8 protein-coding genes are annotated in these 15,680 nt (G+C 43.7%); all 8 read left to right on the top strand.

The genetic code is table 11. The features are described 5' to 3' along the window. The first annotated feature begins 4 nt into the window (after positions 1 to 4). The 8 genes from prc to rlmKL all read left to right on the top strand — a co-directional run bounded on the left by prc (position 5) and on the right by rlmKL (position 15,678). Entirely contained in the window at positions 5 to 2,011 is a 2,007-nt protein-coding gene (prc, locus tag VEJY3_RS07745; protein ID WP_014231892.1) for a carboxy terminal-processing peptidase, read from the top strand. Positions 2,012 to 2,206: 195 nt separating this feature from the next. Next, a complete protein-coding gene (locus VEJY3_RS07740) occupies positions 2,207 to 2,872 on the top strand; it encodes a hypothetical protein (RefSeq protein ID WP_014231891.1) in 666 nt (221 codons plus the stop codon). A gap of 229 nt (positions 2,873 to 3,101) precedes the next feature. After that, positions 3,102 to 5,708: an aminopeptidase N gene (gene pepN / locus VEJY3_RS07735; RefSeq protein WP_014231890.1), complete on the top strand. Its 2,607-nt coding sequence runs from the start codon at positions 3,102 to 3,104 to the stop codon at positions 5,706 to 5,708. Between the two features lie 59 nt (positions 5,709 to 5,767). Further along, positions 5,768 to 5,986, top strand: coding sequence for a DUF2835 domain-containing protein (locus VEJY3_RS24625; RefSeq protein WP_014231889.1), 219 nt, complete (start codon positions 5,768 to 5,770; stop codon positions 5,984 to 5,986). A 201-nt stretch (positions 5,987 to 6,187) separates the two neighbouring features. Then, the gene (locus VEJY3_RS07730; RefSeq protein ID WP_014231888.1) at positions 6,188 to 11,029 is read left to right on the top strand and encodes an NAD-glutamate dehydrogenase; all 4,842 of its coding nucleotides are present in this window, start codon (positions 6,188 to 6,190) and stop codon (positions 11,027 to 11,029) included. Between the two features lie 309 nt (positions 11,030 to 11,338). Beyond that, positions 11,339 to 12,349: a quinone-dependent dihydroorotate dehydrogenase gene (gene pyrD / locus VEJY3_RS07725; protein WP_014231887.1), complete on the top strand. Its 1,011-nt coding sequence runs from the start codon at positions 11,339 to 11,341 to the stop codon at positions 12,347 to 12,349. Between the two features lie 166 nt (positions 12,350 to 12,515). After that, positions 12,516 to 13,058: a cell division protein ZapC gene (locus VEJY3_RS07720; RefSeq protein ID WP_014231886.1), complete on the top strand. Its 543-nt coding sequence runs from the start codon at positions 12,516 to 12,518 to the stop codon at positions 13,056 to 13,058. Positions 13,059 to 13,554: 496 nt separating this feature from the next. Further along, complete coding sequence (rlmKL, locus tag VEJY3_RS07715) at positions 13,555 to 15,678, top strand: bifunctional 23S rRNA (guanine(2069)-N(7))-methyltransferase RlmK/23S rRNA (guanine(2445)-N(2))-methyltransferase RlmL (RefSeq protein WP_014231885.1); 2,124 nt, start codon at positions 13,555 to 13,557, stop codon at positions 15,676 to 15,678. Positions 15,679 to 15,680 lie beyond the last annotated feature (2 nt).

The following is a 15,680-nucleotide window of genomic DNA, read 5'->3' as shown; positions in this document are numbered from 1 at the left end:
ACGCATGAATTGCCGTTCAAAAGTGACCCTGATCGCTGCTAGCTTATTGCTAGCAGCGTCAGCTCAGGCTCTAGAAGCCAAACTACACAAAGATGACTTGCCAGTGCTCACTCCTGAAGTTCAGCACGAAACGGCCAGCAAGAGAGTCACCTCTCGATTCACCCGCTCTCATTACAAGCATTTCAGTCTTGATGACGATTTCTCTAAAGCGATTTTTGAACGCTATGTAGAAATGCTTGATTATAATCGAAATATTTTCACTCAAGCTGATATAGACGCCTTCAAAGATTGGTCTGTAGAGCTGGATGATCAGCTTAAAGCTGGCAATAACCAGATCGCATTCGATGTCTATAATCTGTCTATGCAAAAACGTTTTGAACGTTTTGCTTATGCGTTGACCTTGCTCGACAACGAAATCAAATTTGATAACGATGATCAAATCGAACTTGATCGTTCAGAAGCAGCATGGCCAAAAAATGAGTCGGAAATTAATGAGTTATGGCGAAAACGTGTTAAGTATGACGCACTCAATCTGAAACTGACTGGCAAAGAGTGGCCAGAGATAAAAGAAGTTTTAGAGAAGCGTTATAACAACGCGATGAAGCGAATCACTCAAACCAATAACGAAGACGCATTCCAGCTCTACATGAATGCCTTCGCAAGACAAGTCGATCCTCATACTAGCTACCTTTCTCCACGCAACGCAGAACAGTTCCAGTCAGAAATGAACCTTTCACTGGAAGGTATTGGTGCCGTTTTGCAAATGACGGATGATTACACTGTTATTCGTTCACTCGTGGTTGGCGGCCCAGCTTCAAAGAGCAAACAGCTTGGTGAAGGTGACCGCATTATTGGTGTTGGTCAAGATGGCGAAGAGATTGTCGACATTATTGGCTGGCGTTTAGACGATGTGGTTCAGTTAATCAAAGGGCCAAAAGGCACCAAGGTTAACCTTCAGATATTGCCAGAAGGCGCTGGAGCCAAGAGTTACATTGTCACAATTGTTCGTGACAAAGTACGTTTGGAAGACCGAGCTGTTAAGTCAGAAGTGATCGAGAAGAACGGCAAGAAAATTGGCGTTTTGGAAGTACCGAGTTTTTACGTCGGTTTGTCTAACGATACGGACAAATTGCTGGCGGAATTTAAAACCAAGAATGTGGACGGCGTGATTGTCGACTTGCGTAACAACGGTGGCGGTGCTTTAACAGAAGCAACGGCGCTGACGGGACTATTCATCAAAGAAGGTCCGGTCGTACAAGTTCGCGATAGCTATGGTCGAATCAAGGTCAATGCGGATACTGATGGACAAATCAGTTACGATGGTCCTTTAACGGTGCTGATTAACCGTTATAGTGCGTCTGCTTCGGAAATCTTTGCCGCAGCGATGCAAGATTATAACCGCGCTATCATTCTTGGTGAGAACTCGTTTGGTAAGGGTACTGTCCAGCAGCACCGCTCGTTGAACCATATCTATGACCTTTTTGATAAAGAGCTAGGATATGTTCAATACACAATTCAGAAGTTCTACCGTATTGATGGTGGTAGTACTCAGAATCGTGGGGTAGCGCCGGATATTGCTTATCCAACGCCAATCGAAGCTTCTGAAACCGGTGAAAGTGTCGAAGAGAACGCGCTACCTTGGGATAGCATCGATAAAGCGAGTTACACAATGTATCCGGACAACGATACGTTGGTAGCGAGTTTAACAAAGCTGCATAACAAGCGCATCGCGGATGAAATGGAATTCCGATTCATCAACGAAGACATTGAGAAATATCGTCAAGATAAAGACAACAACTTTTTGTCGCTCAATGAAAAAGTGCGCAAAGCGGAGCAAGATTCTGAAGACAAGCTTCGTCTGGAGCGCATCAATGAACGTCAGGCATTACTAGGCAAAAAGGCATTTAAGTCGTTAGATGATGTGCCTAAAGACTACGAAGCCCCAGACGTTTATCTCGATGAATCTGTCTCAATTATGATTGATATGTTGAAACCAACTGATCAGTCATAACGACTAAACATTCAATACTACAAGAGCGAGTCCTTATGACTCGCTCTTTTTTTCTATCTTTTTATCTTCATTTCCCAGCCATATTGAGATAAATATGCGCTTTTTTTGTACTAACAATTTACGTGATGAATCTCAAATATTTCGCGAAACAGATGACTAAAGCCTAAGCTAAAAGAAAACGATAAGGATGCCGATATGAAATGGTTCTTTATTTTACTTAGTTTTTTTTGCTTTAGCGCGTACAGCGCCGACAACGCTCGTGAAGAAGAATTAAGTCACTTTGACACCCCGTTTTTAATCGGGGATTGGTATTTGCTGAATCAGAACTCAGGAGAGTCTGCGGAAAACTTTCGCGCCATCAAACTGTCTTTAGGTTCTGACTATATGTTCTCTATTGATATCCAGAAAAAGGACTATTCCGTTGATCATTGGGAAGGGATGTACAATGTCAACGAAGATACGATTGTTCTTGGCCTGAATACGGATGAGCCCCAAATCTATGCGTACCGGAATAACCACAACACGCTTGATCTTAATGGTGTCACCTTCACCAAGGGTCTATCGAATGCGCTGGCAGGCATTTGGTCTAGCTCTCACGTCTCTGGAGATGGCCTTGCCGCAAGTAAGATCAGCCACATGGACTTGATTCTCCAACCCGATTTCGTTTTTCTATTCCGCGTTTCTAATGAGGCCGGGAAAGAATCAGTGAAACAGGGTGTCTTTTATACCGAGGATGAGTACTTAGTTCTTTTGTATGAAAACGGCGAGCATGGAACCACTTATAAACTCAACAAAAACGAATTGACGATAGAAGACTCAAATGGTGATATGTACGCGGTTTTAAATAGAGTTACACAATAACAACTATCTATAATTCTTCACCGTGATGTAACCCTAGTGAATGCAAGTAATGTTGTATAAATGTTAACCATAAAGTAGAGCTAGTACACTATTAGCTCTATTTTTTGGTGTAAAGGCTTGTATTTTGATACCACAAGCACTACTAATAGCTTATATAGTGATACCACTTCAATATTTTAGTCATTAAAGAAGTGGTTTTTTATTCTTCGACAGACAAGGATTTATGGACATGTCCCAAGCTCCTCAAGCTAAATATCGTAAAGATTATCAAGCGCCATCTCATACTATTACCGACATTGATCTCACGTTTGATCTATTCGATAACGACACTATCGTTACTGCGGTATCGAAAGTCATTCAAAAGGGTGAACTCACAACATTGGAGTTAGATGGCGAAGGGCTGGAGCTTCGTTCTGTCAAAGTGAATGGAGAAGACTGGGCTCATCATGAAGTGAAAGAAGCCTCTCTGGTTCTTTCTGATCTACCAGCTGAATTTGAACTTGAGATCATTACTAAGATTGATCCTGAAGCGAATACGGCACTTGAAGGTTTATACAAATCTGGTGGTGCTTTCTGTACACAGTGTGAAGCCGAAGGTTTCCGTCGCATCACGTACTACCTGGATCGCCCAGACGTATTGGCAAAATACACGACGAAAGTGATTGCCGATAAAGGGACATACCCTTACTTGCTGAGCAACGGTAACCGTATTGCAGAAGGCGACGCAGAGAATGGCCGCCACTGGGTACAATGGCAAGACCCACACCCGAAACCAGCGTACTTATTTGCACTGGTTGCTGGTGATTTTGATGTACTGCGCGACAACTACACCACTATGTCTGGTCGCAATGTCGAGCTAGAGATCTTTGTTGATAAAGGTAACTTGGATCGTGCGCCGCATGCCATGACGTCACTGATCAATTCAATGAAGTGGGACGAAGAACGCTTTGGCCTGGAGTATGACCTAGACATTTATATGATCGTGGCCGTTGATTTCTTCAATATGGGCGCGATGGAAAACAAAGGTCTGAACATCTTTAACTCTAAGTTCGTTCTAGCCAACGACCAAACGGCGACTGACCGCGATTATCTGGGAATTGAAGCCGTAATTGGTCATGAGTACTTCCATAACTGGACGGGTAACCGCGTGACTTGTCGCGATTGGTTCCAGTTAAGTCTAAAAGAAGGCTTAACAGTTTTCCGTGATCAGGAATTTTCGTCAGATCTTGGCTCTCGCGCGGTTAACCGTATCGATAATGTTCGTATTATCCGTGGTCCTCAGTTTGCTGAAGATTCGAGCCCGATGTCGCACCCAATTCGTCCAGATAAAGTTATCGAAATGAATAACTTTTACACGCTCACTGTTTATGAGAAAGGCAGTGAAGTCATTCGCATGTATCACACATTGCTAGGCGAGGAAGGTTTCCAAAAAGGCATGAAGCTTTACTTTGAGCGTCATGATGGCACAGCTGCAACATGTGAAGATTTTGTATCGGCGATGGAAGATGCTACAGGCGTTGACCTACAACAATTCCGCTTATGGTACAGCCAGTCGGGTACACCAACATTGCGCGTGAACAGCGAGTACAATGCTGACGCGAAAACTTACGCGCTAACCGTTGAGCAGTTTACCGAGTCAACGCATGACCAATCGGAAAAACAAGCGCTGCATATTCCATTTGATATTGAATTGTACGACGACAAAGGTCAGGTAATTCCATTGATTATCAATGGTGAGTCTGTTCACAATGTTCTAGACATCAAACAAGACAAACAGACTTTCGTGTTTGAAAATGTCGATGTTAAACCAGTACCATCATTGCTACGCGAGTTCTCCGCACCAGTAAAACTGGAATACGGTTATAGCGATGAAGAACTGATCTTCCTGATGAAACATGCCACGAACGATTTTGCACGCTGGGATGCAAGCCAAATGTTGCTGGCGAAATACATCCGTCAAAACGTCGTGAACGTTCAAGCGGGCAAGGAAGTTAAACTTTCTGAAGAGTTGATCGACGCGTTCCGTGGCGTATTGCTTGATGCCAACCTGGAACCAGCGTTCATCGCACAGGTGTTATCATTGCCTTCTATCAATGAAATTACCGGTTGGTACCAACAGATTGATATCGATGCGGTTGATACCGTACTCAATAGCATTACACTGTCACTTTCTAAAGAATTAGAAGATGAACTAAGTGCAACCTACCATACGTTGAAGCAAGCGGATTACTCTATCGAGCATGATGCTATTGGTAAGCGTGCGTTGCGCAATCAGTGCCTTCAGTTCCTTGCGCATACTGAAAATGGCAACCAACTTGTTCAGGAGCAATATGCATCTGCAAACAACATGACAGATACCATTGCTGCGATGACGGCTGCCAATAATGCACAGCTTGAATGTCGTGAAACGTTGATGGCGGATTACAGCGATAAGTGGAAACACGATGGTTTGGTTATGGACAAATGGTTTGTACTGCAAGGTAGCAATCCAGCTGAAGATGCGCTTGAAAAAGTAAAAGCAACCATGTCACACGAAGCGTTCAGTTTGAAAAACCCGAACCGTATTCGTAGCTTGATCGGTTCGTTCTTGAGTGCAAACCCAGTGCATTTCCATGATAAGTCAGGTTCAGGATATCTGTTTGCGGGTGAGATTCTGCGTCAGTTGAATGACACCAACCCGCAAGTGGCATCTCGTCTGATTGATCCGCTACTTAAGTTCCGTAAATACGATGAAAGTCGCCAGGCGCTGATTCGTGCAGAACTTGAAAAACTTAAAGCGATGGATAATCTTGCCAAAGACTTGTTTGAAAAAGTCACCAAGGCACTAGACGAATAGTCATCAAACGAATAGGGTGGTCTGAGTGACCACCCTTTTTTTTATTAACGTTTTACCTAATGAAGTACTACTATTTCTCACTCAACATTCCATATCAGACATTTCGTTCACATTATTCTGGTGTTTCAAACACGATCCAAGTTGTGACTCACAACGGTTTAAGACTTCAGTTATCAGCGGCTAAATTCAGACCATTTCTTACTCAATTGGGCATTAGAGGGCAGTTTAGGCTAACAACTGACCAAAATAACAAGTTTATTAAGTTGGAAACTCTGTGAGGTAAGATATTTCTAGATGTTTAAATAGGTATCTTAGTCACAGAATCAGACATTTCACCTCATACCACTACTAATAGTTGTTAAACATTTGTAATTATCCTTTTACAATGGGTCGTATGCATTACCAATGCTTAGTTTCAGGGAAGTTATCCCTTTGCTAAGTCCCCCTACAAAACAACAATTATTCTGTGGAGTGTGAATATGACCGCGCGTGAAAATGTAGTGCCGGTTCTGCTTGAAAAAGTTTACCAACTGATTCAAGACAAACTCGAGCTTTCTCACCAGACGCTTGTAACAAAACTTGCTCAACACTTATTTAGTAATATTTCCGATGACGACCTGGTCCAGCGAAATGAATCCGATCTCTATGGTGCCGTAATTAGCCTTTGGCATCATATCAACGAAAAAAAACCTGAAGATGTTTCTGTACAAGTCTTCAACCCGACCGTCAGCCGTCAAGGTTGGCAATCGACTCACACAATCGTAGAAGTTGTTGTTCCAGATAGCCCGTTCTTAGTGGACTCAATCAAGATGGCCTTAGCTCGTCTAGATTTGGTGTCTCATCTTATGTTGAACAATCCAACTCAACTTCAACGAGATGAGAAGGGCCACGTTATCGATGTAAACGGTGAAGGTGGTGTCCTTCAGTCTTTGTTCCATATCGAAGTTGACCGTCTTACCAGTAAAGAAGAGATGCAGGCACTTAAAGCTGAGCTATTAGACATCCTTTCTGATACGCGCCTTGTGGTAAGCGACTGGAAAAAGATGGTCGACAAGCTGAAAGTCGTTACAGATCAACTTGAGCAGAATAAAGAACGCGTAACGATCCAAAAGGATCGTATGGATGAGACCATTGCATTTTTGCGTTGGCTAGGTGAGCACAACTTCACCTTCATGGGTTACAAAGAATATGACCTTGTTGAAAACAATGGCGATACAGAACTAAACCCTGTGAAAGAGAAAGGTTTGGGTTTGTTTGCGGACGACAAGCGAGTTCGCAGCGTGAAACTGTCCGAACTGTCTGATTCAGCAAGACTAGAAGCGAAAAAGCCATACGCGCTGATCATGACAAAAGGCAATCGACCATGTCGTATTCACCGTCCTGCTTACACTGACTATATTGGCATCAAGAAGTTTGATGAAAATGGCAAAGTGATTGGTGAGCACCGTTTCACTGGCCTTTACACGTCGGCGGTATACAACCAAGCGGTTCAAAGCATTCCTCTGATTCGTGAAAAAGTGGATCGTATCCTAACTGCAAGTGGTTACCGTCACGGATCATACTCATACAAAGCACTGCACAATATTTTAGAAAACTACCCACGTGATGAGCTGCTTCAAGCAAACGAAGAAGAGTTGCTGGAAGTCGGCATGGGCGTGGTGCAAATGCAAGATCGCGACTTGATTCGTCTGTTTGTACGTAAAGACCCGTTTGGCCGCTTCTTTAGCTGCATGGTCTATGTAACAAAAGATCGTTACAACACAGAATTGCGTCGCCAGACTCAACGTATTTTCAAACAATACTTTGGCTGCGAGCAAGAAGTTGAATTCACAACTTACTTCTCAGAAAGTCCTTTGGCCAGAACGCATTACATTGTTCGTGTAGACAATAACAACATTGACGTAGACGTGAAAAAGATCGAGCAAAACCTAATGGAAGTTTCCACCTCTTGGGACGACAGACTTAAAGAATCCATCATCGCTAACTTTGGTGAAAGCAAAGGTCTTCCACTTTCAAAAGAGTACATGAGTTCATTCCCGCGTTCATACAAAGAAGATATGATGCCTAGCTCTGCAGTTGCAGATATTGAACGTTTGGAAGCATTAAGCGACGACAACAAACTGGGCATGTTGTTCTACCGTCCTCAAGAAGAAGCGGCAGATTCAAAAGCGGTACGTTTGAAACTTTACCACCGAGACGAGCCGATCCACCTTTCTGACGTAATGCCAATGTTAGAAAACTTGGGTCTACGCGTGATCGGTGAATCTCCATATGAGATCGAGAAAACCAACGGTCAGACATTCTGGATCCTAGATTTCTCAATGTTGCATAAGAGCGAGAAAACGGTAGATCTTCGCGAAGCGCGTGATCGATTCCAACAAGCATTTGCAGCGATTTGGTCTGGTAACCTAGAGAGTGATGGCTTTAACCGATTGGTACTAGGTGCTTCTCTGACTGGCCGTGAAATCTCAATTCTTCGTGCTTACGCGCGCTACATGCGTCAAGTTGGCTTCCCATTCAGTCAACAATACATTGAAGATACGCTAAGCCACTACCCAGATTTAGCAACAGGTCTAGTTAACCTGTTTACCAAGCGTTTCGATCCTAAGCACAAAGGTAGCGAGAAAGGTCAGAATGATCTTATCAAGAAACTGACTGAGCAATTGGATCGTGTAGAAAGCTTGGATGACGACCGTATCATCCGTCGTTACATGGAAATGATCATGGCGACGCTACGCACCAACTACTACCAAACAGACGAGAACAAACTGCCTAAGCCTTGGTTGTCATTGAAGATGAAACCGAGTGAAATCCCAGAGATTCCGCAACCGGTACCGGCATTTGAGATCTTCGTTTACGCACCGGACATCGAAGGTGTTCACTTGCGTGGTGGTAAAGTAGCACGTGGTGGCTTGCGCTGGTCAGATCGCCAAGAAGATTTCCGTACAGAGATTCTTGGCCTGGTTAAAGCTCAACAAGTTAAGAACACTGTTATCGTTCCTGTTGGTGCGAAAGGTGGTTTCGTTTGTAAACGTCAACCATCTCTGACTACACGTGATGAGATCTTCGCGGAAGGTCAACGTTGTTACAAACGCTTTATCCGCGCATTGCTTGATGTATCAGACAACATCATTGAAGGCGAAGTAGCGCATCCGCAAAATGTTGTACGTCACGATGAAGACGACCCATATTTGGTTGTTGCTGCAGATAAAGGCACTGCAACATTCTCAGACTTAGCGAACTCAGTCTCTGACGAATACAACTTCTGGCTGGGTGATGCATTTGCTTCTGGTGGTTCTAACGGTTACGACCACAAAGCAATGGGTATCACAGCAAAAGGTGGTTGGGAGTCAGTAAAACGTCACTTCCGTGAAATGGGCATTGATTGTCAAACGACTGACTTTACTGCTATCGGTGTTGGTGACATGGCAGGGGACGTGTTTGGTAACGGTATGCTGCTATCTAAGCACATTCGTCTACAAGCTGCGTTTAACCACATGCACATCTTCATTGATCCAAATCCAGATTCAGCGTCAAGCTGGGAAGAGCGTAACCGCTTGTTTAATCTGCCAAGATCAAGCTGGGAAGATTACAACAAAGAGTTGATCTCCGACGGTGGTGGCATCTTCTCTCGCCGTGCGAAATCGATCCAGTTAACACCTGAAATTCAGAAAATGTTGGGTACTAAGAAAGCTTCTATGGCACCAAACGATCTGATTAAAATGATCCTGAAAATGAAAGTGGATCTTCTATGGAATGGTGGTATCGGTACGTACGTTAAAGCTTCTAACGAGACGCATACTGACGTTGGTGACCGTGCAAACGACATGCTACGTATCGACGGTCGTGATCTGAGAGCGAAGGTTGTAGGTGAAGGCGGTAACTTGGGTATGACTCAACAAGGTCGTATCGAATACGCACTTAACGGTGGCCGCGTGAACACCGACTTCGTTGATAACGTAGGTGGCGTTGACTGTTCGGATAACGAAGTCAACATCAAGATCTTCCTGAATGGTTTGGTTTCAAACGGTGATCTGACTGTTAAACAACGTAACCAAATCCTAGAGTCGATGGAAGATGAAGTCGGTGAAATCGTTCTTGATGATGCTTACTGCCAATCAGAGTCAATTTCTGTTACTGAGCAGCAGGGTGTTGGTATCGTTAAAGAACAGATTCGCTTCATCCATACTATGGAGAAAGCGGGGTTCCTGGATCGTGCGCTTGAATACATCCCTGATGACGAAACGCTTCTAGAGCGTGAAAAGCAGGGCTTGGGTCTGACACGTCCAGAGCTTTCTGTTCTGGTTGCTTACGGCAAAATGGTATTGAAGCAGCAGCTTGTTACGGACGAAATCGCAAATGACGAGTTCCATGCGAAGCAGCTAGTTGCTTACTTCCCAAGTGAGTTACGCCGTAACTATAAAGATCAGATGGTCAACCACCCGCTACGTGCAGAAATTATCGCGACAGCGCTGGCGAACCAAATGGTTAATGAGATGGGTTGTAACTTCGTCACTCGCTTGCAAGAAGAGACGGGTGCAAGTGTTGTTGATATCGCCAATGCATACAGTGCAGCACGTGAAATCTTCGAACTAGAATCGATTCTAAAACAGACTCGTGAGCTGGATAACGTAGCGACAGCGCAAGCACAGTACGAAATCATGTTCTATGTTCGTCGTGCTCTACGCCGAATCGCTCGTTGGCTACTGCGTAATCGTAGCGGCAAATACACCGTGGGCGAATTGATCAATCTTTACAAACAAGATGTGAACGTTATCAGCGAAACGCTTGATAGCATGCTTGTTGAGTCAGAAGTTGAAGAACACAACGAACTCGCACAAGTTTGGATGGACAGAGGGGTTGAAGAGAAACTGGCTCATCAAGTTGCTCGCCTATCAAGTCTGCAATCTGCACTGGATATTTCTGCAGTGGCAAGTGAAACAGGCAAAACGGTTGAGCAAGCGTCTAAGTTGTACTTCAACTTAGGGGATCGTCTGTCTCTGCACTGGTTCTTGAAGCAAATCAACAACCAAGCTGTAGACAACAACTGGCAAGCGTTGGCTCGCGCAGCGTTCCGTGAAGACTTAGATTGGCAGCAACGTCAGCTAACCGCTCAGGTACTAAATTGCAACTGCGCATCAGAAGAGTTTGATGTGATAGAAGCACTTGATAACTGGATGGAATCTAATGAACCTTCACTGCAACGTTGGGAAAGTATCCTAAACGAGTTTAAAGTTGGCTCTGTCCATGAGTTTGCAAAATTCTCGGTTGCGCTACGTGAATTGGTATTGCTTAACTTAAACTGCTCACCAAGCGAGTAGGAGAGTTAGCGTTTTAGACAAAGCCTCGTAGAAATACGGGGCTTTTTTGTACCTAAATACCAGGTCTTACCGAGATTTAAGTGACGCTGTCACTATGGTTTTAACTTTATATGTACTGAAATCGATTGCTTTTTCATAAATAATTATGATTTTTGTACTCAAATAATGAATTTAAATGACTGTTTTTAAATGATAATTAATTTTGAGAAATATGATTTTACTTAATTCGTTCATTTTCATTGAATTACGATTAAAAACAGTAAATAATATTGACCCGTTTACACGGGGCTTTTTTCTTTCGGAGGCACAATGCTTTACCGTCTAGCCAGAACTGGCTTTTTCCAACTTGATGCCGAAAAGGCACATGATCTTGCAATTAAGAATTTCCAACGCTTTAACGGCACACCTCTCGATCTTTTCTATCGTCAACAATTACCAAATCGTCCAGTAGAGTGCATGGGGCTAACGTTCCGTAACCCTGTCGGTCTCGCTGCTGGTTTAGACAAAAACGGCGAATGTATTGAAGCGTTTGATGCGATGGGTTTTGGTTTCGTTGAAGTCGGTACCGTAACACCACGTCCACAACCTGGTAATGATAAACCACGTCTGTTCCGTCTAGTGGAAGCAGAGGGCATCATCAACCGTATGGGCTTTAACAACCTAGGTGTTGATCACTTGGTTGAGAATGTGAAGAAAGCAAAGTTCGACTGTGTACTTGGTATCAATATCGGCAAAAACAAAGATACGCCGATTGAGAAAGGGGCAGAAGACTACCTGATTTGTATGGAAAAAGTATACGAATACGCAGGTTACATTGCGGTGAATATCTCTTCTCCAAACACGCCAGGATTACGTTCGCTTCAATACGGCGAGGCATTGGATGAGTTGCTTGCTGAGTTGAAAGCAAAACAATCTGAGCTAGCAGAAAAGCACGATAAATACGTACCGTTGGCACTGAAGATCGCACCAGACTTGAGTGATGACGAAATCGTTCAGATTTGCGAATCACTAATTAAAAACAACATCGATGGTGTGATTGCGACGAACACAACATTGGATAGAACCGTTGTTGAAGGTATGAAACACGCGAATGAAGCGGGTGGCTTAAGTGGCCGTCCGGTACAGTCCCGTTCTACTGAGGTGGTTCGTAAACTTCACGAAGCGCTTGGCGACAAACTTCCGATCATTGGTGTGGGTGGTATCGATTCTTATGTTGCGGCAAAAGAGAAGATGATGGCCGGAGCACAGTTGGTCCAAGTCTATACAGGTTTTATTTACCACGGTCCAGGTTTAGTACGCGATATTGTTAAAAATCTTTAAAATAATTTAACAACTCGCTGAGTTTACATTAGTTATTACAAAAAAAGAGGATCTTGTTTCCTCTTTTTTTTTGTCCGTTCATTTGTAGAATTTAAAAATCATGAGTAGGTAATTAAGCGTCTTACCTCTTTACCACTGATTTAACTAGTCAAGAGAGAACGGAACAATGCTTAAACCCAGCGACAAATGGAATTGGTATTATGACGAGCATAAAGCTTGTTTAATGCTGGATTTAGGGGAGGAAATGATTTTCCAAACCAATCTATCCCGAAAGCTGCTAGTCAACTGCGCCTTCTCAAACAACGAATTTACTGTCGATGATGCTAGTGCGTTTCAGACCTTTAATGAACGTATTCGCTGTCTCGATATCAGTGAATACCGTCAAGCAGAGCTAACCCTATACTGCGTAGCTGCTAAACGCTTCCATAAGCCAGTACAACCTAAAAGTTGGTTTTTCGATGCTCAGTCTTCTGGATATGAGCCAGAAGAAGGGGATATGGTCTTCCTGACGAACCAATACTCTGAAGGTGTCTTCATTGTACTTGAGCCTGGAGAAACCTCTAGCTTGTGCCTTTACGTGGGACAAGAAGAGTTTGTGCTTGATGGAAGCAAGTCTCTGCCATTTGGCCAACCGATTAAAGTGATGCACGACCGTATGGCGTGTGCAAGCCACCTGTTTGTGATGGCACCCATGGCCATGGTTGGATAACCTGATTTAATTTCTTTATTTCGTTCCTTTGTTTGCCTTAATCGACCGCTTCAGGTCGATTTTTTTTATCCGAACACTTCACTCTTTTCACATAAATACCTCTGCAACTGTACATTTTTCGCGCACTTAATCATGAGGTAGGTCACTTTTATTCCACTTTCTTTAACTTAGTTTCTCTTAATGTTAGGCAACTCGGCGCTTAACATTTACCTATTTATTCCCCTATATCAGAAAAATGTAATTAAATAACAACCATATTTTAGTGTTGGTATAGACCAAGGTTGATGTAAATAAGTATTCACTATCTCTGTGTGAATAGCATCTTGGTTAAAAGGAGGACGACGTGAAAGTTGATTAAAATGCAAAATGTAGGAACTTTCAGATCACTTAACTGGTGAGTGTTTGTGCTAACGGAAGGGAAAATACCTTTAAAAACGAGGCATTGATCGTAAAGTCAGGTATAATTGAAGCCATTTTTTATCAGCGAAAGAACACTATGAATCAATATCTCGCGGTAACTTCAAATGGCATGGAAAATTTGCTTGTTGAAGAACTGACTAAACTAGGCATCGAAAATGCGAAACCAGTACAGGCAGGCGTAAAATTTAAAGCGACAAACGAACAAGTTTATCGCTGTTGTTTGTGGAGCCGTTTGGCGTCTCGATTTGTACGTGTTTTATCTGAATTCACCTGTAACGATGATATGGACTTGTACCTTTCTACAATGGCCATTAACTGGGTGAACCAATTCCATAGTTCAAAGCGTTTCGTTGTCGACTTTAACGGTACAAACCGTGAAATCCGCAATAGCCAATACGGTGCGATGAAAGTAAAAGATGGCATCGTCGATTGCTTTGAAAAGAAAGGATTACCACGTCCAAATATCAGCAAAGAGCGTCCGGATATCCGTGTTCACGTTCGCTTGCACAAAGACAAAGCACTGCTTGGTGTGGATATGGTGGGTAGTGGACTTCATCAGCGTGGCTATCGTCCGGAATCAGGCCGTGCACCTCTTCGTGAAACATTAGCTTCTGCGATCATCATGCGTTGTGGTTGGGATGGCCATCAGCCTTTACTCGACCCAATGTGTGGTTCGGGCACGCTACTTATCGAAGCCGCGATGATGGCAGCCAATATGGCGCCTGGTGTTAAGCGTAAGCAATGGGGCTTTGAGTCGCTAGAAGACTTCGAACCTGAGCTATGGGCAGAGATTAAATCTGAGGCCAATGTTCAGGCTCGTCGTGGTGTCAAAAAAGTTGACGCAAAGTTTTTTGGCTTTGATAACGACCCTAAAGTATTGAAAGTCGCTCAAGATAACGCTCGCAGAGCAGGTGTTGAAGAGCTGATCGAATTTGCACAAGGTGACGCGGCAACCATCACTCGTCCAGCAGGGTTTGAGCATGGCGTTATTGTTTCTAACCCTCCGTATGGTGAGCGTTTAGGTACAGAGCCTGGTTTGATTGCGCTATACACCGCATTTGGAGGGCAGCTTAAATCTGAGTTCGGTGGCTGCAAAGCGTCGATTTTCTCTAGCTCTGATGAATTGCTTAGCTGTCTTCGCATGCGTGCGGATAAACAGTTCAAGTTAAACAATGGTGCGTTACAGTGTCACCAGAAGAATTACAGCATTGCAGAACGCAGTGTTGATGAAGTGAAAGGCGCGGATACCAATGTACAAATCGCACCTGACTTCTCTAACCGCCTGAAGAAGAACATGGGTAAGATTGGTAAGTGGGCTCGTAAAGAAGAGTTAGACTGCTACCGAATCTACGATGCCGATCTTCCTGAATACAATGTCGCGATTGATGTATATGGCGATCAAATCGTTATTCAAGAGTACGCTGCACCTAAGAACATCCCAGAAGAAAAAGCCAAACGTCGTTTAACCGACATCATCCGTGCAACTATTCAGGTAACGGGTGTGGAAGCGAACAAAGTCGTACTTAAAGTTCGTGAGAAACAAAAAGGCCGAAATCAATACCAGAAACTGGGACAAGTCTCTGAAACGCTGGAAGTTCATGAGTATGGTGTGAAGCTGATCGTAAATCTTCACGACTACCTTGATACGGGTCTTTTCCTTGATCATAAAATCACTCGTCGTCGCATTGGTGAAATGGCAAAAGGGAAAGATTTCTTAAACCTGTTTGCTTATACAGGTAGCGCTACGGTTCACGCAGCCGTCGGTGGTGCTCGTTCAACCACGACAGTTGATATGTCTAACACCTACCTGAACTGGGCGAAAGACAATATGCAGCTTAACGGTTGTGTAGGGCGCCAGCATCGCTATGAGCAAGCGGATTGTCTGCAGTGGTTAGAAAATGCAAAAGGCGAGTACGATCTTATCTTTATTGATCCACCGACGTTCTCGAACTCTAAGCGTATGGAAACGTCGTTCGATGTTCAGCGTGACCACATTAAATTGATGAAAAACTTGAAGCGTCTGCTGAGAAGTGAAGGCACTATCGTGTTCTCAAACAACAAGCGTCACTTCAAGATGGATGAAGAAGCGTTGGCTGAATTGGGTCTGAAGGCTCAAAACATCTCTTCTCAAACGCTGCCGCTGGATTTTGCTCGTAACAAACACATTCATAACTGCTGGTTGGTTACACACGCAGAGTAAAA

Origin of the sequence: Vibrio sp. EJY3 (genome assembly GCF_000241385.1) — a bacterium.
Taxonomy (GTDB): Bacteria; Pseudomonadota; Gammaproteobacteria; order Enterobacterales; family Vibrionaceae; genus Vibrio; species Vibrio natriegens.
The sequence above is the reverse complement of the archived record's forward strand: the minus strand, read 5'-3'. Positions and strand labels throughout refer to the sequence as shown.